Source organism: Streptomyces sp. NPDC058052, from assembly GCF_042885515.1.
Classification (GTDB): domain Bacteria; phylum Actinomycetota; class Actinomycetes; order Streptomycetales; family Streptomycetaceae; genus Streptomyces.
Window position 1 is genome coordinate 114,508 of the sequence record NZ_JBHVRX010000003.1, and the last position, 24,986, is coordinate 139,493.

Sequence of the window (24,986 nt, forward strand, 5' to 3'; positions counted from 1 at the left end):
CGGTAGTGACTCCGCTACAGAGAGGAACCCCATGCCCGAACGCGACCACCCCACCCCGGTCCCCGCCCTCGGCACGTTCATGGCGGCAGACACCCCCGAGGGCCGGCCGCGCCTCGGGAAGGTGACCGCCTGGGACGGGGAGTCGGTCCATCTGCAACAGCCCGGCGGGGGCGCCGTCTGGACGGCCGGGCCGGCGGAGTTGCGCCGGCCGACCGAGGAGGAGTCCGCGCTGATCCGCGTGCTCACGACCCCGGTCCCGGCGCCCGCGCCCGCGCACCGGAGCTGCCCGGAGCCGGCGGTGGTGCTGCCCGAGCACCCCGTGCCGCCGGCCGTGCCGGCGCCGGGCTGTGCGACGTGCGAGCTCGTGGCCGTGTGGGAGCGGAACTGCCTCCGCCGGCACGACTACTCCCGGGCCGCGGACTTCCGGATCGAGATGCGCAACCATCCGCACACCGAGCCGAAGCTGACGCTCCCCCGGGAGCGCCCGTGACCCCGCCCGCGGCCCGATCCGATGCGAAGGAGGCGGCTCAGACCAACGTCTCGAAGCCCGCGTCCTCGCAGTACCGCAGGACGCGGGTCTCCGCCTCGGCGTCACCGATCCTGATGACCGACCAGGTGTCCTCGCTCAGGGCGCGGCCCGCCCCGGCGCTCTCGTCCTGGAGCCGGCGCGCTGCGAGGAAGGCGCCCTGGGCGGCGGGTTCGATCTTCTCGAACGCCGGTGACGACGGCGTTCCCGCTCCTTCGGCGCTCCGCGCCGCCCGCCACTCCCCCAGCCGCAGGCAGTAGTCCCGCCGCAGTTCGGTCCGCCGCTCCTCGTCCCCGCCGCCGGACGAGGAACATCCTGCCGTCACCGCGACCGCCGCCACCGCCGCCAGCAGGGCGGCGACCGGCGCGGCGGCTCCGTGTGTGCGCCGCATGCGGCCCCCCGATGAAGATCCGTCCGTTCCCGAGGGCCCCTGGAAGCCCTGTCGCAGGGTACTCCGGCGGGTGATCGCGGAAGGGGCGGGCCTCCGCCGGGTCCGTCACGGGGTCCCGTCGCCGGGTCCTTCCGGGGTGTACAGCGCCGACTGGACGTACTCCATCGCCTCGGTGAAGACGGGGTCGGTGAGGCGGCGGGCGGCCTCCTCCTCGCCGACGTCCTCGATGTGGGTCTGGATCCACCAGAGGTTGCCGAAGGGGTCGCGGACGCGGCCGACGAGGTCGCCGAAGAAGAGGTGGGTGACCTCGGTGACCGAGGTGCCGCCGGCCTCGACCGCGCGCCGGTGGACGGCCCGCGCGTCGTCCACGTACAGGCGGACGAAAGCGGGCGTCGGCGGCCAGCCGGGCGGGCTGTCGAAGGCCATGATCCGGCCGTCGCCGATGCGGAGTTCGGCGTGGCCGACGGTGCCGTCCTCCATGACGAAGCGCCCCAGGTCCTCGGCGCCGAAGGCGCGCTCCAGGTAGTCGATGAGACCGGCGGTGTCGGAGCCGATGATCCAGGGGGTGACGGTGGTGTAGCCCTCGGGGACGGGCCTGACGGGAGTGGTGTCGTCGCTCATGGGCCCATGCTGGCGCGCCATCAGGTCAGTTCCTGTCCTCCTGGGCCGGGGAAGGTTGTCAGGGTTCCCCTGACGGCCTAGCGTGTCAGGGGAAGCCTGACACGCTCGACCGGAAGGACGGCCATGGCAGCCACCGCCCAGCCCGCCGGCCCCACGCACTGCTCGTTCTGCGGGAAGCCCGCCGCCGAGGTCGGCAAGCTGGTCGCCGGCCCGGGCGTGTACATCTGCGACCAGTGCGTGGCCCTGGCGGAGCGGATCGTCGCCGAGTCGCTCGGGGCCCCCGACGCGGAGCGCGTGCGGATCTGGGCCGCCATGACGGACGAGGACGTCCTCCACCGCCTCCCGCACGTCGCCCGGCACATCGAGCGGGCCGAGGCCGACCTGCGGCTGTGGGTGCAGGAACTCCGGCGCCGGGGTGTGACCTGGAGCCGGATCGGCGAGACCCTCGGCATCACCCGCCAGTCGGCGTGGGAGCGGTTCTCCGGCGAGGAGTGACGGGAGCCGGCCCCTTGGCCACCGCCCGGGCCCGGCCTCGCCACCACCCAGGGCCCGACCTGTCCCCGGCCCCGGCCCGGCCCGGGCCCGTCGCCGGAGGAGGGCCGGAGGAGGGCCGGAGGAGGGCCGGAGGAGGGCCGGAGGAGGGCCGGAGGAGGGCCGGAGGAGGGCACCGCCCCCTCCCTCGCGCCCGCCACGCCCCCGCCTCAGCCGGTGGGGTCGTCCCCCACCCCTCCCGGGCCCAGCGTCCGCACCGTGAAGGGCAGTTCCGTCCCCGCGGCCGTGGCCGTCGGACCCGTGCCGCCGTGGGTGACGGCGTACTCGGCCGCCGGGTCGCCCCGGTGGTCCGGCACCGTGACGGTGGTCGTCGTGCCGGGCGCGGCGCCGGGGGCGACCAGCAGGGTGAGGCCGTCGGGCCACGTCCCGTCCGGGCGGTCCGAGGGCGCGGCCAGCGGCAGGACGGCGCCGGGGCGGACGTACAGGGGGAGGCTGTCGAGGGCGTGGGTCTCGCGGCGCCAGGCGGGGCCGTGGACGGTCTCGCCGGTGAGGAGGTGGGTCCAGGCGCCCTCGGGGACGTACACCTCGACCTCGCCGCCGGCCTCCATGACGGGGGCGACGAGGAGGTCGGGGCCGAGCATGTACTGGCGGTCGAGGGTGCGGCAGGCGGGGTCGCCGGGGAATTCGAGGAGCATGGGGCGCATCACGGGGACGCCGGTCGTGTGGGCCTCGGCGGCGGCCGCGTACAGGTAGGGCATGAGGCGGTGCTTGAGCCGGGTGAAGCGGCGGGCCACCCCGACGGCCTCGTCGCCGAACTCCCAGGGCACCCGGTACGAGTCGCTGCCGTGCAGCCGGCTGTGCGAGGAGAGCAGGCCGAAGGCGAGCCAGCGGGTGAAGACCTCCGGTTCGGGGGTGCCCTCGAAGCCGCCGATGTCGTGGCTCCAGAAGCCGAACCCGCTGAGGGAGAGCGAGAGTCCGCCGCGCAGCGACTCGGCCATGGCCTCGAAGGAGGCCCAGCAGTCGCCGCCCCAGTGGACGGGGAACTGCTGGCCGCCGGCGGTCGCCGACCGGGCGAAGAGGACGGCCTCGCCGGGGCCGCGCTCCTTCTCCAGGAGTTCGAAGACGGTGCGGTTGTAGAGGTGGGTGTAGTGGTTGTGCATCCGCTCGGGGTCGGAGCCGTCGTGCCAGGCCACGTCGGTGGGGATGCGTTCGCCGAAGTCGGTCTTGAAGCAGTCGACGCCCTGGTCGAGCAGGGGGCGCAGCTTGTCCTGGAACCAGCCGCGGGCCGACGGGCTGGTGAAGTCGACGAGGGCCATGCCGGGCTGCCAGAGGTCCCACTGCCAGATGTCGCCGTTCGGGCGTGCGACCAGGTGTCCGGCGGCTGCGGCCTCGTCGAAGAGGGCGGACTTCTGGGCGATGTACGGGTTGATCCAGAGGCCGACACGCAGGCCGCGGGCCTTGAGGCGGGCGAGCATGCCGTCGGGGTCGGGGAAGGTCTCCGGGTCCCAGCGGAAGTCGGACCACTGGTACTCGCGCATCCAGAAGCAGTCGAAGTGGAAGACGGAGAGCGGGATGCCCCGGGCGGCCATGCCGTCGACGAAGGAGGTGACGGTCGCCTCGTCGTAGGGGGTGGTGAAGGAGGTGCTGAGCCAGAGGCCGAAGGACCACGGCGGGGGCAGGGCGGGGCGGCCGGTGAGGGCGGTGTAGCGGCGCAGGACGTCCTTGGGGGTGGGGCCGGCGACGAGGTAGTACTCCAGCGTCTGGTCCTCGACGCTGAACTGGACCTGGCCGACGGCCTCGGAGCCGACCTCGAAGGAGACGCGGCCGGGGTGGTCGACGAAGACGCCGTAGCCGCGCGAGGAGAGGTAGAACGGGACGTTCTTGTACGCCTGTTCGCTGCTGGTGCCGCCGTCGGCCTGCCAGACGTCGACGGTCTGGCCGTTCTTGACGAAAGGCGTGAAGCGCTCGCCGAGCCCGTAGACCTGCTCGCCGACGCCGAGGGAGAGCTGGACGGCCATGTGGTGGCCGCCGTCGGGGGTGGTGACGAAGGCGGTGCCCTTGCGGCCGGAGGTGGTCAGGGGGCGCCCGCCGGCGTCGAGGAACTCCAGGGACCAGGGGCGCGCGCGGTCGAGGCGGAGGCGGAGCGGCCCGGAGGTGAGCTCGACGGCCGTGCCGTCGTCGTGGACCGTGCCGGCCTCCGGGTCGGGGGCGGCGAGGGCGAAGTCGGGGCCGCGCCGGGCCTTGCCCGCGTGGTGGGTGATCCGGACGCCGATCACCCCCTCGGCGGGCGCGTGGCACTCCACCGTCAGCAGCGCGGAGTTCAGGGTGTCGCCGCGGGTGCGGACCCGCTTGACGGAGGCGTGCGCGGTGAAGCGGCCGGGGGCCACGCGCAGGTCGCGGACTTCGGTGGCGTACGAGGCGTGGACGCCCTCGCGCATCAGCCAGAAGCCGTCGGTGAACTTCATGCGGGTCCTTGGGGTGGGGTGGGGAGGGGGCCGCGCCGGGGCCGGGGGCGGCTGCGGCGGCCCCGGAGGGCTGCGTCACCGAGCCCCCAATAGTTATCCCAGAAAACAAAACCCGGGACCAGCCCCTTTCGGCCACCGGGCGGGTGGAGCGCGGCCTGGCCGGAGGTGACGGATAGAAAACGCTTTCTCCGCGGCTGCGCGAAGCATTGACGAAACAACAACGTCCCCTTAACTTCATGCCCGTTGCACTTCGTACGTCATATATGAGACGCGATACACCAGACGCCATACACGAGATCTGAGAGTGCTCCATGGCCTTCGCCCCCAGCCCCATCCCCTCCCGGACCCAGTACGTCCTGGAGGCGATCAAGCACGACATCCTCACCGGGGGGCTCAGACCCGGGCAGGCGCTCGTGGAGGCCGAACTCGCCGCGCGCTTCGGGGTCTCCAAGACCCCGGTGCGCGAGGCGCTGAAAACCCTCGCGGGCAGCGGACTCGTGGTGATGAGCCAGTACAAGGGCGTCACGGTGCGGATGGTGGACGCCGACATGGCCCGGGCCGTGTACGACGTCCGGCTGCTCCTGGAACCGGAGGCGGTCCGCCGCGCGGTCGCCTCCGGCGCCCCGCTCGACGCCGCACGCGAGGCGCTCGCCCGCGCCGCCGGCGCCGAGGACCCGGCCGAACGCTCTCTCGCCAACCGGGCGTTCCACCGCGCGCTCTACCTCCCCTGCGGCAACCCGCTGCTCGGGCGGATGCTCGACGAGGTGCGCGACCAGGCCGCGCTCGTCTCCACCGTCGCCTGGGCCGCCGTCCCGTCCTGGGACCGCGAGGCGGCCGAGCACGAGGAGATCCTGCGGCTCGCCGCCGCGGGCGACGCCGACGGGGCGCGCCGCGCGGTGCACGCGCACATCGCCTCGTTCGTGGAGCGCGCCTTCCCCGCGAACCCCCTGGAGCCCGCGGGCTCCTCCCCTCTGGACAGCGAGTGACAATGACATTCGAGACCCTTCGGGCCGCCCTCGCCGACGTCGTGGCCATCCCGGTCACGCCGTTCGCCGAGGACGGCCGGGTGGACTCCGCCGCCCACCGGGCGCTGCTGCGCCGGCTGCTCGACGGCGGGGTGCGCACCCTCACCCCCAACGGCAACACGGGCGAGTTCTACGCCCTCACCCCCGACGAGCGGCGCTCGATCACCGAGGCGACGGTCGCCGAGGCGGCCGGCCGCGCCGCGATCCTGGTCGGCGTCGGACACGACGTGCCGACCGCGGTCGAGGCGGCCCGGCACGCCCGGGACACCGGGGCGCACATGGTGATGGTCCACCAGCCGGTGCACCCGTACGTCTCCGAGAGCGGCTGGGTCGACTACCACCGGGCCATCGCCGACGCGGTGCCGGAGCTCGGCGTCGTCCCCTACATCCGCAATCCGCTGCTGAGCGGGGAGCGGCTGGCCGACCTCGGCGCCGCCTGCCCGAACGTGGTCGGCGTGAAGTACGCGGTGCCGGACGCCGCCCGGTTCGCCGGCTTCGCCCGGGACGCGGGCCTGGACCGGTTCGTGTGGGTGGCCGGGCTGGCGGAACCGTACGCGCCCTCGTACTTCTCGGCCGGGGCCACCGGCTTCACCTCGGGCCTGGTCAACGTCGCCCCCGCGCTCTCCCTGGAGATGCTGGAGGCGCTGCGGGCCGGCGACTACGGGACCGCCATGAAGGTGTGGGAGCGGATCCGCCGCTTCGAGGAGCTGCGCGCCGCCAACGGCAGCGCGGACAACGTGACCGTGGTGAAGGAGGCGCTGGCCTCGCTCGGGCTGTGCCGCCGCGACATCCGGCCGCCGAGCCGGGAGCTCCCGGAGAGCGAGCGGGCCGAGGTCGCGGCGATCGCGGGCGGGTGGCCGATATGACCGGCGGACCGGAGAGGCGCCCCGGGGAGCGGGCGGACGGCGGGGCCGGCCCCCGCGAGGTGCGCCCCGAGGAGCTGCGCAGTCACCAGTGGTACGGGACCGACGGGCTGCGGTCGTTCAGCCACCGGGCCCGGACCCGCCAGCTCGGCTACCTGCCGGAGGAGCACCTCGGCAAGCCGGTGATCGCGATCCTCAACACCTGGTCGGACATCAACCCCTGCCACGTCCACCTGCGCGACCGCGCGCAGGCCGTCAAGCGGGGGGTGTGGCAGGCGGGCGGCTTCCCGCTGGAGTTCCCGGTGTCCACGCTGTCCGAGACCTTCCAGAAGCCGACGCCCATGCTCTACCGCAACCTCCTCGCCATGGAGACGGAGGAGCTGCTGCGCTCGTACCCGGTGGACGGGGCGGTGCTGATGGGCGGCTGCGACAAGACGACGCCGGCGCTGCTGATGGGCGCGGCCTCGGTGGACCTGCCGGCGGTGTTCGTGCCGGCGGGGCCGATGCTGCCGGGCCACTGGCGCGGGGAGACCCTCGGCTCCGGCACCGACATGTGGAAGTACTGGGACGAGCGGCGGGCCGGCACCATCGGCGACTGCGAGATGGCCGAGCTGGAGAGCGGGCTCGCCCGCTCCCCCGGCCACTGCATGACGATGGGGACGGCGTCGACGCTGACGGCGGCGGCGGAGACCCTGGGCGTGACCGTGCCGGGCGCCTCGTCGGTGCCGGCGGTGGACTCGGGGCACGACCGGATGGCCGCCGCGTCGGGGATGCGGATCGTGGAGCTGGTCCGTCAGGACCTGCGGCTCTCACGGCTGCTGACCCGGGAGGCGTACGAGGACGCGGTCGCCGCGGTGCTCGCGCTGGGCGGCTCGACCAACGCGGTGATCCACCTGATCGCGATGGCCGGCCGCTCGGGCGTGAAGCTGACGCTGGACGACTTCGACCGGATCGCGCGGACGGTGCCGGTGCTCGCGAACCTGCGGCCCGGCGGGGCGTACCTGATGGAGGACTTCCACTTCGCGGGCGGGATGACCGGATTCCTGTCGCGGCTCACGGACGTGCTCCACCTGGACCGGCCGACGGTCTCCCACGCGACCCTGCGCGAGCAGCTCGACGGGGCCCTCGTCCACGACGACGAGGTGATCCGGGAGCGGCACCGGCCGCTGGCGGCCGAGGGCGGACTCGCGGTGCTGCGGGGCAACCTGTGCCCGGACGGGGCGGTCGTCAAGCACGTCGCCATGGAGCAGCGGTTCCTCAAGCACACCGGCCCGGCCGTCGTCTTCGAGGACTACCGCACGATGCAGCGGACCATCGACGACCCGGCGCTCGGCATCACCGCCGACCACGTCCTGGTGCTGCGCGGCGCGGGGCCCAAGGGCGGCCCGGGGATGCCGGAGTACGGGATGCTGCCGATCCCGAAGTACCTCCTGGAGCAGGGGGTGCGGGACATGGTCCGGATCTCGGACGCGCGCATGAGCGGGACGAGCTACGGGGCCTGTGTGCTGCACGTGGCGCCGGAATCGCATGTCGGCGGACCTCTCGCCCTGGTCCGCACGGGCGATACGATCACCCTCGACGTCGCGGCCCGCTCCCTCCATCTGCAGGTCACGGACGAGGAGCTGGAGCGCCGCGCGGCCGCGTGGACGCCACCGCCGGCCCGGTACGAGCGCGGTTACGGCGCGCTGTACATGGAGCAGATCTCCCAGGCCGACACGGGCTGCGACTTCGAGTTCCTGGCCCGGCCGGGCACGACCCCCGAACCCTACGCGGGCTGACTCCCCGCCACGACCGTCACCGCCCTTCTTGTTCGACATACCGAACGCTGTTCGCGAAGCGCTTCACCTCTGACAGAAAGCGCTTCCCGAACCTCTCGCACCGCCCGCCCGAGAACGGAGCCGCCGTCATGGCCACAGCTGTGACCAAACCGCCCCGAGCCGCCACGGCACGGGAGCGCCGCCGCACGGGAGCGACGCCCCGCCGGCTGCCGTATCTGCTGATCGCCCCCGCCGGCCTGCTGATGCTGGGCTTCATCGCCTACCCCGTGCTGAGCGTCTTCTACTACAGCCTCCAGCACTACAACCCGACCAAGCCCTGGCGGAACGGCTTCGCCGGCCTCGACAACTTCACCAAGATCTTCACCGACGACCCGCACTTCTGGGGCACGCTCAGCTTCAGCCTCAAGTGGGTCGTGGTCGAGGTGACGCTCCAGCTCCTCTTCGGGCTCGCGCTCGCCCTCATCGTCAACCAGACCTTCGCCGGCCGGGCCCTGGGCCGCGCCCTGGTCTTCTCCCCCTGGGCCGTCTCCGGTGTGCTCACCTCGGCGATCTGGGTCCTGCTCTACAACTCGCAGACCGGCATCACCCGTTACCTGGCGGACCTCGGCATCGGCGAGTACGGCACCTCCCTGCTCTCCGACACCGGCACCGTCTTCTGGGCCGCGATCGTCGCGGACCTCTGGCGCGGCGTGCCCTTCTTCGCCATCCTCATCCTCGCCGACCTCCAGTCGATCCCGGGCGACCTGTACGAGGCCGCCGAGGTCGACGGGGCGGGCAGGCTGCGGCAGTTCTTCCACATCACGCTCCCCCACATCCGGGACGCGATCGTCCTCTCCACGCTGCTGCGCGCGGTGTGGGAGTTCAACAACGTCGACCTGCTCTACACGCTGACCGGCGGCGGACCCGCGGGCGTCACCACGACCCTGCCGCTCTACGTCGCCGAGACCAGCGTCGACGCCCACAACTTCGGCTACGCCTCCGCCCTCACCACGGTGGCGTTCGTGATCCTTCTCTTCTGCTCGATCGTCTATCTGCGCCTGAGCAAGTTCGGAGGCGACAGCAAGTGACCGCCGCAGCCACCCGCACCCGCACCGCCCCCGCCGACGGGGCCACGCCCCCCGCCGAGCCGCCGCAGGGCACCCCGCCCTCCGCCGCCCGCAAGCGGCACCGGGCCTGGGACGAGGTCCCCCGCTGGCAGATCTACCTGCCGCTCGGCGTCTACCTCGTCTTCACCCTCGTCCCCTTCTACTGGATCTTCCTCTTCGCCGTCCGGCCCGCCGGCTCCACCTCGCTGCTGCCCTGGCCGATGACCACCGAGCACTTCGAGAAGGTGTGGACCGACCGCAGCTTCGGGGTCTTCTTCCAGAACAGCCTGCTCATCGGCGTCGCCGTGCTCATCAGCACCACGCTCGTCGCGCTGGCCGGCGGATACGCCCTCGCCCGCTTCGACTTCCGGATCAAGAAGGGCTTCATGCTGGCCCTCCTCTGCTCCCAGTTCGTGCCGGGCGCCCTGCTCCTCGTCCCGCTCTTCCAGATCTTCGCCGAACTGCGGATGATCAACTCGATCGGCAGCGTCATCCTCGCCGAGACGGTCTTCCAGCTCCCGCTGTCGATGATCCTCATCAGCGGCTTCATCAGGAACGTGCCCCCCTCCCTGGAGGAGGCCGCCTGGGTCGACGGCTGCAACCGCTTCCGCGCCTTCCTGATCGTGGTCCTCCCGCTGCTGCGGCCCGGCCTGGTCGCCGTCGGCTCCTTCGCCTTCGTCCACGCCTGGAACCACTTCCTCTTCGCCCTGATGTTCCTCAGCAGCCAGAGCAAGCAGACCATCCCGGTCGGCCTCAACACCCTCATGGGCGCCGACAGCGTCGACCTCGGCGCGCTCGCCGCGGGCGGCGTCATCGCCGCCGTCCCCGTCGTGATCGTCTTCGCCTTCATCCAGAAGTGGCTCGTCACCGGCTTCAGCGCCGGGGCGGTGAAGGGATGAGCCCCGTGTCCGCGACCGAACCCCTGCCCGTCGTCCTCGCCGGCGCCCGCGGCCACGGCCGCAGCCACCTCCTCAACATCCACCGCCTCGAACGGCTCGGCCTGGTCCGCCTCGCCGGCGTCTGCGAGCTCCGCCCGCTCGACGCCACCGAGCTCGACGGCCTCGGCGACCCCGCCCAGTCCGACGACTTCGAGGCGCTGCTCGCCGCCACCGGCGCGAAGCTGGCCGTCCTCAGCACCCCGATCCACACCCACACCGACATGGCACTGGCCGCCGCCCGGCACGGCGCCGACCTCCTCCTGGAGAAGCCGCCGGCCCCGTCCTACGCGGAGTTCCGCCGCATGGCCGACGGCGTCGAAGCGGCCGGCCGGGCCTGCCAGATCGGCTTCCAGTCGCTCGGCTCGCACGCCGTCCCCGCCGTCCGCGACCTCGTCGCCCGGGGCGCGATCGGCGAGGTCCGGGGCGTCGGCGCGGCCGGCGCCTGGGTCCGCGACGCGGCCTACTTCCGGCGCGCCCCCTGGGCCGGCCGGCGCCGGCTCGACGGCCGCGACGTCGTCGACGGGGCGCTCACCAACCCGCTCGCCCACGCCGTCGCGACCGCCCTCGCGCTCGCCGGGACCACCCGCGCCGAGGACGTCGCCGGCGTCGAGACCGAGCTCTTCCACGCCCACGCCATCGAGTCCGACGACACCTCCGCCGTCCGCGTCACCACCACCGCCGGGCTCCCGGTGACCGTGGCGGCGACGCTCTGCGCGGAGCGGACCGGGGAGCCGTACGTGGTCGTGCACGGCACCCGCGGCCGGATCACCTTCTGGTACCGCGAGGACCGGGTCCTGCTCCAGCGCGCCGGGCACGGCCCGGAGGAGACCGTGTACGGACGCACCGACCTCCTGGAGAACCTGGTCGCGCACGTCACCGGCGGCACCCCGCTCCTCGTGCCGCCGGCCGGGACGGGCGCCTTCATGCGGGTCGTCGAGGCGGTCCGCACCGCCCCCGACCCGCTGCCGCTGCCCGCCGCCCACTGGCGCGCCGAGCCCGGCGAGAGCGCGGAACGGCGGGTCGTGGAAGGCGTGGAGGCGCTGGTCGACGCGAGCGCCGAACAGCTCCGGCTCTACTCCGAGCTCGGCGCCCCCTGGGCGACAGCGGCCCCGGCGGAGGTCCGATGAGCGCCACCGGCACCACCACCGCGCTGCGGGTCGCGGGACGCGCGGTCGCCCACTGCGTGACCCGGCCGGCGCTCGCCGCCGGCCACTCCCCGCGCCCCTACCTGCACCCGGTGACGACGCTCGCCGGGCGGGCCGTCACCGAGGTGCTGCCCGAGGACCACGTGCACCACCTCGGCGCCGGGATCGCCGTCCCGGACGTCGGGGGGAAGAACTTCTGGGGCGGGCGGACCTTCGTCCGCGGCCGCGGCCCGGTCGCGCTCGACAACCACGGCGTCCAGCGGCACGACGGCTTCAAGCTGTGCGACCCGGACGGCTTCGTCGAGGAGCTGAGCTGGACCGCCGGCGGGGAGCGGCTGCTCGCCGAGCACCGCACGGTCGCCGCGGTGGCCCTCACCGGCACGGCGTGGGCGCTCGACCTGACGTCCTCCGTCGCCAACGTCTCCGGCCGCGACCTGTCCATCGGCAGCCCGGCCACCAACGGGCGGCCGGGCGCGGCCTACGGCGGATTCTTCTGGCGCGCCCCCAAGGAGCCGGCGGCGCCCGAGGTGTTCGGTCCCGCCGCCGACGGCGAGGAGGCCGTCCACGGCGCCCGCGCCGACTGGGTGGCCATGGCCGGCGACGGCTGGACGCTGGTCTTCGCGGGCGCGACGGAGACGACCCGGCGCGACCCGTGGTTCGTCCGCGCCGCCGAGTACCCCGGCGTCGGCTCCTCCCTCGCCCATGACGAGCGGCTCGCGGTCCCGGCCGGCGCGACCTTCGTCCGGCGCGTGGTCACGGTCGTCGCCGACGGGCGGCTCGACCGCGACGCGGCCGCGGCCCTGGTGCGCAAGGCGGTCACGCCGTGACCGGGCCCGCGGTGCCCGGGATCACCGGCGACCTGGGGAACGGCACGTACCGCAACCCGGTCCTGGCGGCGGACTGGTCCGACCCGGACGTCGTCCGGGTCGGCGAGGACTTCTATCTCACCGCCTCCAGCTTCGGCCGCGCCCCCGGCCTGCCGCTGCTGCACTCCCGCGACCTGGTGAACTGGACGCTCGTCGGGCACGCCCTCGAACGGCTCGTCCCCGAGGAGGCGTTCACCGCGCCCCGGCACGACCGCGGGGTGTGGGCGCCGTCCTTCCGCCACCACGACGGCCGGTTCTGGATCTTCTGGGGCGACCCCGACCACGGGATCTTCCAGGTCCACTCGGCGTCGGTCGACGGTCCGTGGAGCCGGCCGCACCTGGTGAAGGAGGGGCGGGGACTGATCGACGCCTGCCCGCTGTGGGACCCGGAGACCGGCGAGGCGTACCTGGTGCACGGCTGGGCCAGGTCCCGCGCCGGGTTCAACAACCGGCTGACCGGGCACCGGATGAGCCCGGACGGCGCCGGGGTCCTCGACGAGGGCCGGACGCTCGTCGACGCCGACCTCCTCCCCGGCTGGTTCACCCTGGAGGGCCCCAAGCTGTACCGGCACGACGGCCGGTTCTGGATCCTCGCCCCGGCCGGCGGGGTCGCCACCGGCTGGCAGGGCGCCTTCCGGGCGGACTCCTTCCTCGGCCCGTACGAGGAGCGGATCGTCCTCTCCCAGGGCGACACCGACGTCAACGGCCCCCACCAGGGCGGCTGGGTGCGGACCGGCGCCGGCGAGGACTGGTTCCTGCACTTCCAGCAGACCGGCGCGCACGGGCGTCTCGTCCACCTCCAGCCGATGCGCTGGGACGCGGACGGCTGGCCGGTGATGGGCGACGACGGCTCCCCCGTCCGCGTCCACCGCAAGCCCGCCCTGCCCGAGGCCCCGCCGGCCCGCCCGGTGGTGGACGACGCCTTCCCCGGAGGCTCCTTCGGGCCGCAGTGGACGTGGACCGCCAACCCCGGTGCGGAGTGGACGACCCCGCACCGGGGGCACGGACTGCGGCTCGCCTGCGTCCGCACGGACCGGGCCGGCGACCTGCGGACGGTGCCGCACGTGCTGACGCAGCGGCTGCCCGCCGGGGCCCGGACCGTGGAGGTCCGGCTGCGGCTGGAGTCCGGGGCGCCCGGGGCCCGGGCCGGCCTGGTCGTGCTCGGCGACGCGTACGCCTGGATCGGCCTGGAACGGGCCGCCGACGGACGGGTGTTCCTCACCCACCGCTTCGCGCCGGGCAACGCCGACCGCGAGCGGGACGCGGACCGGGCCCGGCCGATCGGCACCGACGAGGCGCTGCTGCGGATCGAGGTCACGGCCGACGCCCGCTGCCGCTTCTCCTGCGACGCCGGCGAGGGACCCGTCCGGCTCGGCCCGGAGTTCGCGGCCACCCCCTGGCGGTGGGTGGGCGCCCTGCTCGGCCTGTTCGCCGCCGCGCCCGAGGGCGAGGGGCACGCCGGGACGGGCGTGTTCACCGGCTTCCGCACCCTCGCCGCCACCACCGCCCGCTGAACCCCGGCGGGCGCCCGTACTCCCCCACACCCCTTCCCCTCCCCCGCACCACCCCGAGCACCACCCCCGAGCACCACCCCGAGAGAAGAGAGCCGACGATGACCATCTTCCCCGGCCGGCGCAGAGCCGCCCTCGCCCTCGCCCTCTCCGGCGTCCTCGCGCTGACCGTCACCGCCTGCGGTGACGACGGCAGCGGCGCCGGCGGCGAGGGAACCGAGGGATCGGGCAAGGGCAAGATCACCTTCTGGGACAACAACGGCGGTGTCCGCACGGACGTCTGGAAGGAGATCATCGCCGACTTCGAGAAGGCGAACCCGGACATCGACGTCGAGTACGTCGGCGTCGCCTCGAAGGAGGTGCAGTCCAAGTACGACACCGCCATCCAGGGCGGCGCGCTGCCGGACGTCGGCGGCGTCGGCGCGGCGATGCTCGCCGGGATCGCCGCGCAGGGCGCCCTGGAGCCGCTGGACGCGCGGATCGAGGGCAGCTCCCTCTTCGGCAAGCTGAACCCCGGCATGGTCGAGTCCGTCAAGGCGGCCGGCGGCCAGGACAAGCTCTTCACCGTCCCCACCTCGGCCAGCAACGGCGTCCTCTACTACCGCACCGACCTGTTCGAGGCGGCCGGCCTGGAGGAGCCCACCACCTGGTCGAAGTTCTACGCGGCGGCCGGCAAGCTCACCGCCCGGGACGAGAACCGCTTCGGCTACACCATCCGCGGCGGCGCCGGCTCCATCGCCCAGGCCCTCGACGCCATGTACGGCCAGAGCGGCATCCAGTCCTTCTGGGAGGGCGACCGGACCACCGTCAACGACCCGGAGAACGTCGCCGCGCTGGAGAAGTACGCCGGCCTCTTCAAGAAGAACACCCCGGCGGCGGACGTCAACAACGACTTCACCAAGATGGTCGCCCAGTGGGACAGCGGCGAGATCGGCATGCTGAACCACAACCTCGGCTCCTACCAGGACCACGTGAAGGCCCTGGGCACCGAGAAGTTCCGCGGCATACCGAACCCGACGCTCGACGACGGCACCCGCGTGATGGTCTCCAACCCCGTCGACGGCCTCGGCCTCTTCTCCTCCAGCAAGAACAAGGCGGCCGCCTGGAAGTTCATCGAGTTCGCGGCCGGTCACGCCTCCAACTCCAAGTGGAACAAGTCCGCCGGCGCCATCCCCGCCCACACCGAGGCGGCGCGGGACCCGTGGCTCCAGGAGGCCGAGCCGACCAAGCTCGCCGCCGAGGTCCTCTTCAGCGGCAAGGCGACCATCGTCCAGCTGCCGTACTACCTGCCGGACTGGAACACCATCTCCAAGGCCGACAACGAGGCCAACTTCCAGAAGGTGCTGCTCGGTTCGATGTCCGCGAAGGACTTCGCGGACGCCCTGGCCGAGCAGCTGAACGAGGCCCAGGCCGAGTGGAAGTCGCAGAAGAAGTGACGGTCGGCCGCCGTGAGGCGGTCGTGGCCGGGGCGGGCCTGGTGCTCGCCCTGGCCGCCCGGCCGGCCGCCGCCCGTACCGAGGACCCCGCCCCCGCCGAGGCCGCCTCCTCCCGCACCGGTGAGGGGTCCTCCGCCCGCCGCCGCACCCTCTTCCTCGCCGGAGACTCCACCGCCGCGCAGAAGTACGCCGACGCGGCCCCCGAGACCGGCTGGGGCATGGCCCTCCCGTTCTTCCTGCACCGGGAGCTCGCCGTCGCCAACCACGCGGTCAACGGCCGCTCCACCAAGAGCTTCCTCGACGAAGGGCGGCTCGAACCGATCGCCGCCGCCCTGCGCCCCGGGGACGTGCTGCTCGTCCAGTTCGGGCACAACGACTCCAAGGCCACCGACCCCGCCCGGTACGCCGCCCCCTGGGGCGCCTACCAGGACAACCTGCGGGTCTTCGTCGAGACCGCCCGCGCGCGGGGCGCCCACCCGGTGATCGCGACCTCCGTGGAGCGCCGCCGCTTCGACTCCGCCGGCACCGCCCAGCGCTCGCTCGGCGACCACCCGGCCGCCGCCCGCGCGGCCGCTGCCGCCTCCGGCGTCCCGCTGCTCGACATCGAGGCGCTGTCGCTGGCGCTGTGGCAGCGGCTCGGCCCCGAGGCGACGAAGACCTACTTCAACTGGACCGCCACCGAGCAGGACAACACCCACTTCAACCCGCCCGGGGCGATCGAGGTGGCCCGGCTCGTGGCCCGCGAACTGCTCCGCACCCGGGTCCTCGCCCCGCGCGAGACCCGCCGGCTCGACGACGAGCTCCCCGCCCGGTGGATCACCTGGCCCCCCGCAGTCCCTTCCGCATCCTGAGGAGAACCGCGCGTGAACAGAAGCACGAAGCTGGGAGCGGTGGCCGCCGCCGCCCTCGTCCTCACCGTCACCGCACCCGCCGCCGGCGCCCACTCCGGGCACCGCCCGGCCGCCGACCCGGCCCGGGCCACCCTCCCCGCCGGCGACGGCTGGGCCTCCGAGGGCGCCGGCACCACCGGAGGCGCCGCCGCCGACGCCTCCCGCGTCTTCACCGTCACCACCTGGGCCGAGCTGCGGGCCGCGCTCGCCGTCCCCGGCACCGAGCCGCGGATCGTCAAGGTCGTCGGCACCCTGAACGCCACCGAGGCCGGCTGCGCCGCCTTCGAGGCCCCCGGCTACGACTTCGACCGCTATCTCGCCGACTACGACCCCGCCGTCTGGGGGTACGAGACCGAGGTCAGCGGCCCCCAGGAGGAGCTGCGCGCCGCCTCCGCCGCCGCCCAGGGCCAGGCCATCAAGGTGAAGGTGCCCGCCCACACCACCCTCGTCGGCGTCGGCCGGAACGCCACGATCCTCGGCGCCAGCCTCCAGGTCACCGGCGTCGACAACGTGGTGATCCGCAACCTGCAGCTGGAGAGCCCGCTCGACTGCTTCCCGCAGTGGGACCCGACGGACGGTGCCACCGGCGCCTGGAACTCGGAGTACGACAGCCTGGTCGTGTACGGCTCCACCCACGTCTGGATCGACCACAACACCTTCACCGACGGCCGCCACCCCGACAGTTCGCTGCCGTCGTACTACGGCGAGGTGTACCAGCAGCACGACGGCGAGCTGGACGTCGTGCGCGGCGCGGACCTGGTCACGGTCTCGTGGAACGTCTTCACCGACCACGACAAGACGCTGATGATCGGCAACAGCGACAGCGCGGGCGCCACCGACCGCGGCAAGCTCCGCGTCACCCTCCACCACAACCTCTTCGACGACGTGGTGGAGCGGGCGCCGCGGGTCCGCTTCGGCCAGGTCGACGCGTACAACAACCACTTCAAGGTGCCGGACACGGACTACGTGTACAGCCTGGGCATCGGCCAGGAGTCGCAGCTGTACGCGGAGAAGAACGCCTTCACCCTGTCCTCGGAGGTCCCCGCCGGACAGATCCTCAAGAAGTGGAAGGACGCGCCCGTCACCACCACGGGCAACTACGTCAACGGCCGTCCGGTGGACCTGCTGGCCGTCCACAACGAGCGGTTCCCCGAGGAGACGCTGCGCGGCGACGCGGGCTGGACGCCCGTCCTGCGCACCCGGGTGGACCACCCGCGGGCGGTGCCGCTCCTCGTCGGTCTCGGCGCCGGAGCCGGCCGCCTGCGCTGACCGACCCCCCTGCCCCGGGCCGGGGCGGAGCGCGGCACCCCCGTCCCGTCGCGCCCGCCCCGGCCCGGTTCCCTTCTCCCTCCCCTCCCCTCCTCTCCCCTGTCACTGCTTCGGCGAAGGAGCATCCGCATGCCCTCGCACCACCACCCCCGCACGCCTCCCGGCCGCCGTGCCTTCCTCACCGGCGCGGGCGCGGCCCTCGCCGCGCTCGCCGTGCCGGCGGCGCCCGCCCTCGCGGCGGCGCGTCCGGCCGGCCCCTTCGGGCGGTACGGTTCGCCGGCCGCGCGGCTGACGCCCCGGACGCTCTACGTCCACCCGGGCGGCCTCGGGGACCACGCCTCCGTCCAGGCGGCGGTGGGCGCGGCGGACGGGGCCGGCTGGACGCTGGTGCTCGCGCCGGGCACGTACCGGGAGACGGTCGCCGTGAGCGCGGCCAGGACCGGCATGACGTGGATCGGGGCGAGCGGGGACGCCCGGGACGTCGTGGTCGTGTACGACAACGCGGCCGGCACGCCGAAGCCGGACGGCTCCGGCACCTACGGCACGACCGGCTCCGCCACGGTGACCCTCCAGGCCGCGGACTTCACCGCCCACGCGGTCACCTTCGCCAACGACTTCCTCCGCACCGACCTGCCGGGCGATCCGGGCACGCAGGCGGTGGCGGTGAAGGCCCAGGGCGACCGTTCGGCCTTCTACCACTGCCGGTTCCTGGGCCACCAGGACACCCTGTACGCGGACTCGATGTCGCTGACCGCCTTCGCCCGCCAGTACTTCGCGCACTGCTTCGTGGAGGGCGACGTGGACTTCGTCTTCGGGCGGGCCACGGCGGTCTTCGAGCACTGCCGCTTCCGGACGCTGGTCCGCACGGACCTGGCGGGCCCGCCGTACGGCTTCGTCTTCGCCCCGTCGACGGCCCGCGCCAACCCGTACGGCTTCCTGGTCTCCAGGTGCCGGGTCACCAGCGAGGCCCCGGACGGCTTCTACAAGCTGGCGCGGCCGTGGGTGCCCGGTTCCGATCCGACGGCCCGGCCGTCGCTGGTGGTCCGGGAGAGCGTGCTGGGCGCCGGGATCGACGCGGTGGCGCCGTACGCGAACATGCGGGACGCGTACCCCTGGCAGGAGCAGCGCTTCGCGGAGTACCGCAACACGGGCCGGGGCGCGCTGGTCACGGTGCCGGAGAACCGTCCGCTGCTGACCGCCGCGCAGGCGGCGGGGGCGACCCGGGCCGGGTACCTCGGCGACTGGGACCCGGCCGCCGGGGTCCGCCCCTGAGCACGGCGCGGACGCGGGAGCGGCGGTGCGGCCGGGTGTCCGGCCGCACCGTCAGGAGAAGCCGCCCCGCAGGGTCGTCCTGCCGCCGTCACGGCCGGTGAGGACGACGGTGTACGTGTCGCCCGAGGCGTCCCGGGTGCCCTCGGCGTGGTTGTACTGGGCGGCGAAGGTGTGCGGGCCCGCCGGCACCGTGCGGCCCTCCTTCAGCGTCCAGCGGTGGACGAGGGCGCCGGACTCCTCCGCGACCGTCACCGTGAAGTCGCCGGCGGACCGGGTCTGCCAGTGGCCGGTGCTCACGATCCCGCCGGTGAGGGCGACCCGCACCTCGACGGTGAGGCCGGTGACCTCGGCGTCCGTGGTGACGGCCAGGTCGCTCTGGGCCCACCAGCGGTTGCTGCCCGGGTCGATGGTGCCGGCCGCGCGGGCCACCGGCCCGGGCGCCGCGACGGCCGCCGGGGGCGCGGGCCTGTCCTGGAGAGCGGTGACGGCGAGGCCGCCGAGACCGACGACGCCCACGACGGTCGCGGCGACGGCCGCGGTCGCCGTCCACCGGCGGCCGGCCCAGGAGGCGCGGCCGGGCGTCCGGGGGCGGGCGGGCGGCGGACCGGCCATGCCCCGCTCGACCCGGGCCAGCATCCGGGCCCGGTCCGGCCGGTGCGCGAGCGCCGCCTCGCGCAGCTCGCCGCGCAGCCGTGTCTCGTCCATCAGCGCCTCCCCGCGGCGAGTTCGGTGGCGGCCCGGCCGCCGAGCAGCTTCTGGAGTTCGGCCATGCCCTTGGCCGTCTGGCTCTTGACCGTGCCGACCGAGACGCCCAGGGCCAGGGCGGTGTCCCGCTCGGAGAGGTCGAAGGCGTGGCGGAGCACGACGCAGGCGCGCTTGCGGAACGGCAGGGCGCGCAGCGCGGTCCTGACGTCGACGACGGCGGGCACGTCCGGGTCCTCGGTGTGCTCGGGGCGCCGGTCCCAGAAGGCGGCGATCCGGCGGCGTTCGCGGACGGTGCCGCGGATGCGGGTGCGGACGAGGTTGGCGACGACGCCCCGGGCGTAGGCGGCGGGGTGGTCGGCGGCGCGGACCCGGTCCCAGCGGTGCCAGAGGGCGAGCATCGCGTCGGCGGCGAGGTCGTCGGCGGCGTCGGTCTCGCCGGTGAGGAGGTGGGCGAGGCGGGCGAGTTCGGCGTAGTGGCGGTCGAAGAAGTCCCGGAACTCGGCCGCGTCGTCCCGGTCCTCGCCGGCGTCAGTCCCGGCCACGGCCGCCCCCCGGTGCGGCGGGCGCCGGGCCGCTGCTGGCGCGGACGGTGAGCCGCGGCGCGAGGAGTTCGGTGCCGTGCGGGGCGTGGCCGCGCAGCCGCGCGACGAGCCGCTCGACGGCGATCCGCCCCATGTCCTGGGCGGGCACGGCGACGGCGGTGAGGGGGACGGAGGCGTGGGCGGCGACCTGGTCGGGGCAGAGGGCGGCGACGGAGACGTCCTCGGGGACGGCGCGGCCCTGGTGGCGCAGGACGGCGAGGAGGGGTTCGACGGCGGCCTCGTTCTGGACGAGGAGGGCGGTGGTGCCGGGGCGTTCCTCGAAGACGCGGGTGACGGCGGCGGCGACGGCCGCGTAGGTGCCGTCGACGGGGCGGTGGAGCACGTCGAGGCCGTGCGCGGCGGCGGCGGAGCGGACGCCGGTGAGGGTGCGCTCGGCGTAGCCGGTGCCCCGGGCGTAGACGGCGGGGGGTTCGCCGAGGACGGCGAGGCGGCGGTGGCCGAGGCCGGCGAGGTGGTCGACGCAGCGGGCGCCGGCGGCGGCGAAGTCGAGGTCCACGCAGTCGAGCCCGGCGGGGTCGGCGGGCAGGCCGATGAGGACGGAGGGCCGCTCGGCCTCCCGGAGGAGGGGGAGGCGGGGGTCGTCGAGCTCGACGTCCATGACGATCATGGCGTCGGCGACGGCGCTGCCCTCGACGCGGCGGACGGCCTCGGGGCCCTCCTCGCCGGTGAGCAGCAGCACGTCGTAGCCGTGGGCGCGGGCCGTGGTGGTGACGGCCATGGCGATCTCCATCATGACCGGCACGTAGAGGCCGGTGCGCAGCGGCATCATCAGGGCGAGGATGCTGGTCCGGCCGCCGGCGAGGGCGCGGGCCCCGGCGTGGGGGCGGTAGCCGAGCTCGTCGATGGAGTGCTGGATGCGCTCGCGGGTGGCGGCGGAGATGGAGCGCTTGCCGCTCAGGACGTAGCTGACGGTGCTGGCCGACACACCGGCGTGACGGGCGACGTCGGCGAGGGTGACCACGTGCGCGCTCCTGGGCTGGTCCGGGGTGGGTGGGGTGCCCGTCGGCGACAGGGACCCCCGACCCTAAGCGGCCGCTCGCCGGACTGTCCAGGCGGGGTGCGAGGAGTCCAAGGGCCCGGGCGTCGCGCGGGGTTGTGCGGGGGCGTGCGGTACGGGGGGACGGAACCCGCCGGCCTCCGTCACGAGTACGGGCTCACCAGCCCGAACTCGTAGGCGTGGATCACCAGCTGGACGCGGTCCCGGGCGCCGAGCCGGGTGAGCAGCCTGGCCACGTGCGCCTTGGCCGTGGCCGGGCTGATGAAGAGCTCGCCCGCGATCTCCGCGTTGGAGAGCCCGCGCCCCACCAGGGTGAGGACCTCCCGCTCCCGGTCGGTGACGGCTTCGGGGAGCGGGCGGGGCGCGGGAGCGGCGGGGGCGGGCGGCCGGGCGAAGGCCGCGATCAGACGGGTCGTCACCGCGGGGGCGATCAGCGCGTCCCCGCGCGCGACCACCCGTACGGCGCCGAGGATGTCGTCGAGGTCCATGTCCTTGACGAGGAAGCCGCCGGCGCCGGCACGCAGCGCCCCGTACACGTTGTCGTCGTCGTCGAAGGTGGTGAGGACCAGCACCCGGGCGCCGCTGGGGCCCTCGGTGATGCGGCGGGTGGCCTCGATGCCGTCCATGCCCGGCATGCGTACGTCCATCAGCACCACGTCGGGCCTGGTCCGCTCGGCGAGGACGACCGCCTCGGCGCCGTCGGCCGCCTCGCCGACCACGTCGAGGTCGGGCGTCTCGGCGGCGAGCAGGCGCAGGCCGGCCCGGATGAGGGGCTGGTCGTCGACGAGGAGGAGCCGGACCGGGGCGGTCGTCACCGGGCCTCCCGCGGGAGGGGCAGGCGGGCGGCGACGCGGAAGCCGCCGCCCGGCCGGGGCCCGGCCGTGAACTGGCCGCGCAGCAGGGCGGCCCGCTCGCGCATGCCGGTGATGCCGTATCCGGCGCCGTCCGCCCGGGCGCCGCTCCCGGCCGCGCCGGTGCCCTCGTCCGTGATCTCGACGCCGACGGCGTCGCCGGTCAGGTCGACGACGACCCGGCAGGAGTCGGTGCCCGCGTGCCGCACCACGTTGGTGACTCCTTCCTGCACGATCCGGTACGCGGCGAGTTCCACGTCCGGCGGGAGGGGGCGGGGCGTCCCGCGCCGCTCCAGGCCGACGCGCACGCCCGCGCCGGCGGTCGCGGCGACCAGCCGGTCGAGGTCGGCGAGGCCGGGCGCGGGGTCGCGCGGCGCGCCCTCCGGGTCGTCCGCGCGCAGGGCGACGAGCATCCGGCGCAGGCCCGCGAGGGTGTCCTTCCCGGTGCTCTCGATCGCGGCGAGCGCCCGGCGGGCCTCCTCGGGCCGGGCGTCGGCGACCCGGCGGCCGACCCCGGCCTGGATGGTGATGACGCCGATGCTGTGGGCGACCATGTCGTGCAGCTCGCGGGCGATGCGGAGCCGTTCCGCCGTGACGGCCTCGGCCGCCTCCCTGGACCGCAGCTCGCGGGCGTGCTCGCGCCGCTCGCGCAGCAGGTGGCCGGCGGTCCAGGCCAGCGCGACCGTGAGCACGAGGACGACGAGGTGGGAGAGGTACGCGTCCGCTCCCGTGCGCGCGTACGTCAGGGAGACCGCCTGGGTGGCGAGGGTCGCGGCGGCCGCGGCGGCCGCGGCGAGGGGGCGGCGGGTGGCGGCCACGTACGCGACGGCGAGGTCGGCGAGGAGCGCCTGTACCTGTCCGAGCTGCCAGCCGGCGTCGGTGCCGGGCGCGTACACGGCGGCGATCCGCGAGGAGGCCGCGACCGCCGCCGGGGCCGAACCGGCGAGCAGCAGCGCGAGCGCGGTCCCGGGCCGGTGCCGGAACAGCGGCACCACCAGGGCGGCCGCCAGCACGGGGAGCACGAGCCGTGTCCCGGTGGGCTCCGCGGTGTGCAGGACCACGACGGTCGGCACCACGAGGTGGGCGAGGGCGGCGGCCCAGGTGAGGGCCCCGGTCACGGCCGGAGGAACGGTCATGCCGGAATCCTAGGAAGCGCCCCGCGGCGGCGCATCGGCCCACGGGCTTACGCCCGCGGGCGACACGGCGGGCCTCGGGGCCCGCCCGCCGGCCGATGCCGGGGAAGGGGCCTCGGCGGCAGCGTGGAGACCGTGATCGAAGCGAACGCACTCACGAAACGCTATGGACGCGTCACGGCGGTCGACCGCCTGTCCTTCACCGTCCGGCCGGGCCGCGTGACCGGCTTCCTCGGCCCCAACGGGGCGGGGAAGTCCACCGCCCTGCGCATGGTCCTGGGCCTGACGGCACCGACGTCCGGCACGGTGACGGTCGACGGGCGGCCGTTCCGCGACCGGCCGCGCGGGCTCCGGCACGTCGGAGCCCTCCTCGACGCGCACGAGGTGCACGGGGGCCGTACCGCCCGCGCGCATCTCGCCGCGCTGGCGCACGGCAACGGCCTGCCGGCCCGCCGGGTCGACGAGGTCCTCGGGACCGTCGGCCTGGATCCGGCGGCCGGCCGCCGGATCGGCGGCTTCTCCCTGGGCATGAGGCAGCGGCTCGGCATCGCGGCCGCGCTCCTCGGCGACCCTCCCGTGCTCCTCTTCGACGAGCCGCTCAACGGCCTCGACCCGGAGGGCGTGCGCTGGGTGCGGGGCCTGTTCCGGACGCTGGCGGCGGAGGGCCGGGCGGTCCTGGTCTCCAGCCACCTCATGGGCGAGATGGAGCACACCGCCGACGACCTGCTCGTGGTGGGCCGGGGCCGGCTCGTCGCCGCGGAGCCGCTCGCCGTCTTCGCCGGCAGGGGCGGTGGCCCGGCCGTCGCGGTCCGGACCCCGGACCCCTCGGCGCTCGCCGGGGCGCTGCGGGCCGAGCCGGGCGCGGTGCTCCGGGACGCGGGCGACGGCGGCTGGACGGTGACCGGCGCGAGCGCCGAGCGCGTCGGCGACCTCGCGCACGCGCACGGCGTACGGCTGCACGCGCTGACGGCCCGGTCGGCCTCGCTGGAGGAGGTGTTCCTCGAACTGACCGCCGACCGCGTCGAGTTCGGCGCCTCGGATCCCGCCGGGCCGGAGCCCGGCCCGCCTGCCGCCCCGCTGCCCGTGTCCGGATCCGCCCGTGAGGAGTCCGCCCGATGAACGCCCCCGCACCCGTCCGTCACCTCACCCCGCCGGAGGCGCCGGCGCGGTTCCGGCACCTGCTCCGCGCGGAGTGGATCAAGCTGTGGTCGCTGCGCTCGACCCCGGGCGTCCTCGCCGCCGGCGGGCTCGTGGTGACCGGGATCTGCGTCAACGCGGCCCGGTCGAACGCGGACCGGCTCGACCGGGGCCCGGGCCCGGGGGCCGGCACCGGGCCCGAGCCCGCGGCCTTCGCGTTCGACGCGCTGGGGACCGCGTTCGTCGATCCCGCCTGGCAGCTGCTGATGGTCCTCGCCGCCTGCCTCGGCGCGGTCGCGCTCTCCGGCGAGTACGCGACGGGCCTGGCGCGGACCACGTTCGCCGCCGTGCCGGACCGGCGGGCGGTCGTCGCGGCGAAGGCGGCCGTGGTGGCGGGCGTGCTGCTGGTCTTCGGCGCCTGTGTGGCCCTGACGTCGTTCGCGGTGACGCAGGCCCTGCTGCGGGAGCACGGCGGCCTGTCCCTGTCGGACCCGGGCGCGCTGCGGTCGGTCGCCGCGTCCGCGCTGCTCGCGCCGGTGTGCGGGCTCGCGGGCATGGCGGCGGGGGCGGTGGTGCGCCACGCGGCCGGAGCCGCCGTCACGGTGATCGGCGTGCTCCTGCTGCTGCCCGCGCTGTTCCAGGGCGACACGTACCGCTGGGTCAGGGAGACGGGCCATCTGCTGCCCCTGGACGCCTGGACGACGCTCGTCCGCGATCCGGCGCTTCCGGTGACGGAGAGGTACCCGGCGACGGTGACGGAGGCGTGGACCGTCCTCGGCGCCTGGGGCGTGGCCGGGCTCGCCGTCGCGGTGGCGGCGGTCCGCCACCGCGACGTCTGAGGCCCCGCCGGCGGCGCACCGCCCCGGCCGGAGCCCCGGGCCGGAACGCGCGAAGGCCGGGCGGCCCCTTACGGGAACCGCCCGGCCTCGAAGGATGTCCCGCCGGCCGCACCGGGCTCACGGCCGGGCCGGCGCCACACCCCTCGTCG

Annotated in this window: 23 protein-coding genes and 1 pseudogene; 16 read left to right on the forward strand and 8 right to left on the reverse strand. The window is 74.9% G+C overall.

Annotated features, from left to right (window positions below):
- Positions 1 to 31: 31 nt before the first annotated feature.
- Positions 32 to 490, forward strand: a complete 459-nt coding sequence (locus ACFVU3_RS05275; RefSeq protein ID WP_390063836.1) for a hypothetical protein — start codon at positions 32 to 34, stop codon at positions 488 to 490.
- 37 nt (positions 491 to 527) lie between these two features.
- Here ACFVU3_RS05275 and ACFVU3_RS05280 read toward each other — a convergent pair whose 3' ends face one another.
- Positions 528 to 917 (reverse strand): hypothetical protein, encoded by a 390-nt coding sequence (locus ACFVU3_RS05280; RefSeq protein WP_390063838.1) that lies wholly within the window; start codon positions 915 to 917, stop codon positions 528 to 530.
- Positions 918 to 1,022: 105 nt separating this feature from the next.
- Positions 1,023 to 1,538: a VOC family protein gene (locus tag ACFVU3_RS05285; RefSeq protein WP_390063839.1), complete on the reverse strand. Its 516-nt coding sequence runs from the start codon at positions 1,536 to 1,538 to the stop codon at positions 1,023 to 1,025.
- Positions 1,539 to 1,661: 123 nt separating this feature from the next.
- On the opposite strand from ACFVU3_RS05285, the pseudogene ACFVU3_RS05290 reads away from it, so the two are divergent.
- Positions 1,662 to 1,811 (forward strand): annotated as a pseudogene (locus tag ACFVU3_RS05290) (ClpX C4-type zinc finger protein); the annotation flags it as partial.
- Positions 1,812 to 2,239: 428 nt separating this feature from the next.
- Here the strand turns inward: ACFVU3_RS05290 and yicI are convergent.
- Positions 2,240 to 4,495 (reverse strand): alpha-xylosidase, encoded by a 2,256-nt coding sequence (yicI, locus tag ACFVU3_RS05295; RefSeq protein ID WP_390063840.1) that lies wholly within the window; start codon positions 4,493 to 4,495, stop codon positions 2,240 to 2,242.
- A gap of 311 nt (positions 4,496 to 4,806) precedes the next feature.
- Here yicI and ACFVU3_RS05300 point away from each other — a divergent pair, with 311 nt between their 5' ends.
- The 12 genes from ACFVU3_RS05300 to ACFVU3_RS05355 all read left to right on the forward strand — a co-directional run bounded on the left by ACFVU3_RS05300 (position 4,807) and on the right by ACFVU3_RS05355 (position 18,573).
- Positions 4,807 to 5,481 (forward strand): GntR family transcriptional regulator, encoded by a 675-nt coding sequence (locus ACFVU3_RS05300; protein WP_390063841.1) that lies wholly within the window; start codon positions 4,807 to 4,809, stop codon positions 5,479 to 5,481.
- Positions 5,482 to 5,483: 2 nt separating this feature from the next.
- Positions 5,484 to 6,386, forward strand: coding sequence for a dihydrodipicolinate synthase family protein (locus ACFVU3_RS05305; RefSeq protein ID WP_390063842.1), 903 nt, complete (start codon positions 5,484 to 5,486; stop codon positions 6,384 to 6,386).
- Entirely contained in the window at positions 6,383 to 8,161 is a 1,779-nt protein-coding gene (gene araD, locus ACFVU3_RS05310) for an L-arabinonate dehydratase (protein WP_390063844.1), read from the forward strand. Before ACFVU3_RS05305 ends, araD begins: the two co-directional genes overlap by 4 nt.
- Positions 8,162 to 8,289: 128 nt before the next feature.
- On the forward strand, positions 8,290 to 9,228 hold the full coding sequence (locus tag ACFVU3_RS05315) for a carbohydrate ABC transporter permease (RefSeq protein ID WP_390063846.1): 939 nt from the start codon (positions 8,290 to 8,292) through the stop codon (positions 9,226 to 9,228).
- Positions 9,225 to 10,145, forward strand: a complete 921-nt coding sequence (locus ACFVU3_RS05320) for a carbohydrate ABC transporter permease (protein WP_390063848.1) — start codon at positions 9,225 to 9,227, stop codon at positions 10,143 to 10,145. The genes ACFVU3_RS05315 and ACFVU3_RS05320 overlap by 4 nt, the downstream gene beginning before the upstream one ends.
- Positions 10,142 to 11,311, forward strand: a complete 1,170-nt coding sequence (locus ACFVU3_RS05325; protein WP_390063850.1) for a Gfo/Idh/MocA family protein — start codon at positions 10,142 to 10,144, stop codon at positions 11,309 to 11,311. The genes ACFVU3_RS05320 and ACFVU3_RS05325 overlap by 4 nt, the downstream gene beginning before the upstream one ends.
- The gene (locus ACFVU3_RS05330; RefSeq protein ID WP_390063851.1) at positions 11,308 to 12,156 is read left to right on the forward strand and encodes a PmoA family protein; all 849 of its coding nucleotides are present in this window, start codon (positions 11,308 to 11,310) and stop codon (positions 12,154 to 12,156) included. Before ACFVU3_RS05325 ends, ACFVU3_RS05330 begins: the two co-directional genes overlap by 4 nt.
- Positions 12,153 to 13,709, forward strand: coding sequence for a family 43 glycosylhydrolase (locus ACFVU3_RS05335; RefSeq protein ID WP_390063852.1), 1,557 nt, complete (start codon positions 12,153 to 12,155; stop codon positions 13,707 to 13,709). The genes ACFVU3_RS05330 and ACFVU3_RS05335 overlap by 4 nt, the downstream gene beginning before the upstream one ends.
- A 98-nt stretch (positions 13,710 to 13,807) precedes the next feature.
- Entirely contained in the window at positions 13,808 to 15,142 is a 1,335-nt protein-coding gene (locus ACFVU3_RS05340; RefSeq protein WP_390063853.1) for an ABC transporter substrate-binding protein, read from the forward strand.
- Positions 15,139 to 15,993, forward strand: a complete 855-nt coding sequence (locus ACFVU3_RS05345) for a rhamnogalacturonan acetylesterase (RefSeq protein WP_390064300.1) — start codon at positions 15,139 to 15,141, stop codon at positions 15,991 to 15,993. Before ACFVU3_RS05340 ends, ACFVU3_RS05345 begins: the two co-directional genes overlap by 4 nt.
- A gap of 12 nt (positions 15,994 to 16,005) precedes the next feature.
- Entirely contained in the window at positions 16,006 to 17,301 is a 1,296-nt protein-coding gene (locus ACFVU3_RS05350) for a polysaccharide lyase family 1 protein (protein WP_390063855.1), read from the forward strand.
- A gap of 129 nt (positions 17,302 to 17,430) precedes the next feature.
- Positions 17,431 to 18,573: a pectinesterase family protein gene (locus ACFVU3_RS05355; RefSeq protein ID WP_390063857.1), complete on the forward strand. Its 1,143-nt coding sequence runs from the start codon at positions 17,431 to 17,433 to the stop codon at positions 18,571 to 18,573.
- 51 nt (positions 18,574 to 18,624) lie between these two features.
- On the opposite strand, the gene ACFVU3_RS05360 is transcribed toward ACFVU3_RS05355, so the two are convergent.
- The 5 genes from ACFVU3_RS05360 to ACFVU3_RS05380 all read right to left on the reverse strand — a co-directional run bounded on the left by ACFVU3_RS05360 (position 18,625) and on the right by ACFVU3_RS05380 (position 22,864).
- Positions 18,625 to 19,278 (reverse strand): hypothetical protein, encoded by a 654-nt coding sequence (locus tag ACFVU3_RS05360; protein WP_390063859.1) that lies wholly within the window; start codon positions 19,276 to 19,278, stop codon positions 18,625 to 18,627.
- Complete coding sequence (locus ACFVU3_RS05365; protein ID WP_390063860.1) at positions 19,278 to 19,820, reverse strand: SigE family RNA polymerase sigma factor; 543 nt, start codon at positions 19,818 to 19,820, stop codon at positions 19,278 to 19,280. Before ACFVU3_RS05365 ends, ACFVU3_RS05360 begins: the two co-directional genes overlap by 1 nt.
- Positions 19,807 to 20,841, reverse strand: a complete 1,035-nt coding sequence (locus tag ACFVU3_RS05370; protein ID WP_390063861.1) for a LacI family DNA-binding transcriptional regulator — start codon at positions 20,839 to 20,841, stop codon at positions 19,807 to 19,809. The genes ACFVU3_RS05365 and ACFVU3_RS05370 overlap by 14 nt, the downstream gene beginning before the upstream one ends.
- Before the next feature lie 179 nt (positions 20,842 to 21,020).
- Complete coding sequence (locus tag ACFVU3_RS05375) at positions 21,021 to 21,692, reverse strand: response regulator (RefSeq protein ID WP_390063863.1); 672 nt, start codon at positions 21,690 to 21,692, stop codon at positions 21,021 to 21,023.
- Positions 21,689 to 22,864, reverse strand: coding sequence for a sensor histidine kinase (locus tag ACFVU3_RS05380; RefSeq protein ID WP_390063864.1), 1,176 nt, complete (start codon positions 22,862 to 22,864; stop codon positions 21,689 to 21,691). Before ACFVU3_RS05380 ends, ACFVU3_RS05375 begins: the two co-directional genes overlap by 4 nt.
- Before the next feature lie 132 nt (positions 22,865 to 22,996).
- Between ACFVU3_RS05380 and ACFVU3_RS05385 the strand changes: the two genes are divergently transcribed.
- Positions 22,997 to 23,980: an ATP-binding cassette domain-containing protein gene (locus ACFVU3_RS05385; protein WP_390063866.1), complete on the forward strand. Its 984-nt coding sequence runs from the start codon at positions 22,997 to 22,999 to the stop codon at positions 23,978 to 23,980.
- Entirely contained in the window at positions 23,977 to 24,837 is an 861-nt protein-coding gene (locus tag ACFVU3_RS05390; protein ID WP_390063868.1) for an ABC transporter permease, read from the forward strand. Before ACFVU3_RS05385 ends, ACFVU3_RS05390 begins: the two co-directional genes overlap by 4 nt.
- Positions 24,838 to 24,986 lie beyond the last annotated feature (149 nt).

Coding starts and splice junctions, on each gene's coding strand:
- ACFVU3_RS05285 (WP_390063839.1), bottom strand. CDS start 1,538: ATGAGCGACGACACCACTCCCGTCAGGCCCGTCCCCGAGGGCTACACC.
- ACFVU3_RS05315 (WP_390063846.1), top strand. CDS start 8,290: ATGGCCACAGCTGTGACCAAACCGCCCCGAGCCGCCACGGCACGGGAG.
- araD (WP_390063844.1), top strand. CDS start 6,383: ATGACCGGCGGACCGGAGAGGCGCCCCGGGGAGCGGGCGGACGGCGGG.
- ACFVU3_RS05300 (WP_390063841.1), top strand. CDS start 4,807: ATGGCCTTCGCCCCCAGCCCCATCCCCTCCCGGACCCAGTACGTCCTG.
- ACFVU3_RS05305 (WP_390063842.1), top strand. CDS start 5,484: ATGACATTCGAGACCCTTCGGGCCGCCCTCGCCGACGTCGTGGCCATC.
- ACFVU3_RS05355 (WP_390063857.1), top strand. CDS start 17,431: ATGCCCTCGCACCACCACCCCCGCACGCCTCCCGGCCGCCGTGCCTTC.
- ACFVU3_RS05280 (WP_390063838.1), bottom strand. CDS start 917: ATGCGGCGCACACACGGAGCCGCCGCGCCGGTCGCCGCCCTGCTGGCG.
- ACFVU3_RS05325 (WP_390063850.1), top strand. CDS start 10,142: ATGAGCCCCGTGTCCGCGACCGAACCCCTGCCCGTCGTCCTCGCCGGC.
- ACFVU3_RS05330 (WP_390063851.1), top strand. CDS start 11,308: ATGAGCGCCACCGGCACCACCACCGCGCTGCGGGTCGCGGGACGCGCG.
- ACFVU3_RS05275 (WP_390063836.1), top strand. CDS start 32: ATGCCCGAACGCGACCACCCCACCCCGGTCCCCGCCCTCGGCACGTTC.
- ACFVU3_RS05380 (WP_390063864.1), bottom strand. CDS start 22,864: ATGACCGTTCCTCCGGCCGTGACCGGGGCCCTCACCTGGGCCGCCGCC.
- yicI (WP_390063840.1), bottom strand. CDS start 4,495: ATGAAGTTCACCGACGGCTTCTGGCTGATGCGCGAGGGCGTCCACGCC.
- ACFVU3_RS05360 (WP_390063859.1), bottom strand. CDS start 19,278: ATGGACGAGACACGGCTGCGCGGCGAGCTGCGCGAGGCGGCGCTCGCG.
- ACFVU3_RS05390 (WP_390063868.1), top strand. CDS start 23,977: ATGAACGCCCCCGCACCCGTCCGTCACCTCACCCCGCCGGAGGCGCCG.
- ACFVU3_RS05340 (WP_390063853.1), top strand. CDS start 13,808: ATGACCATCTTCCCCGGCCGGCGCAGAGCCGCCCTCGCCCTCGCCCTC.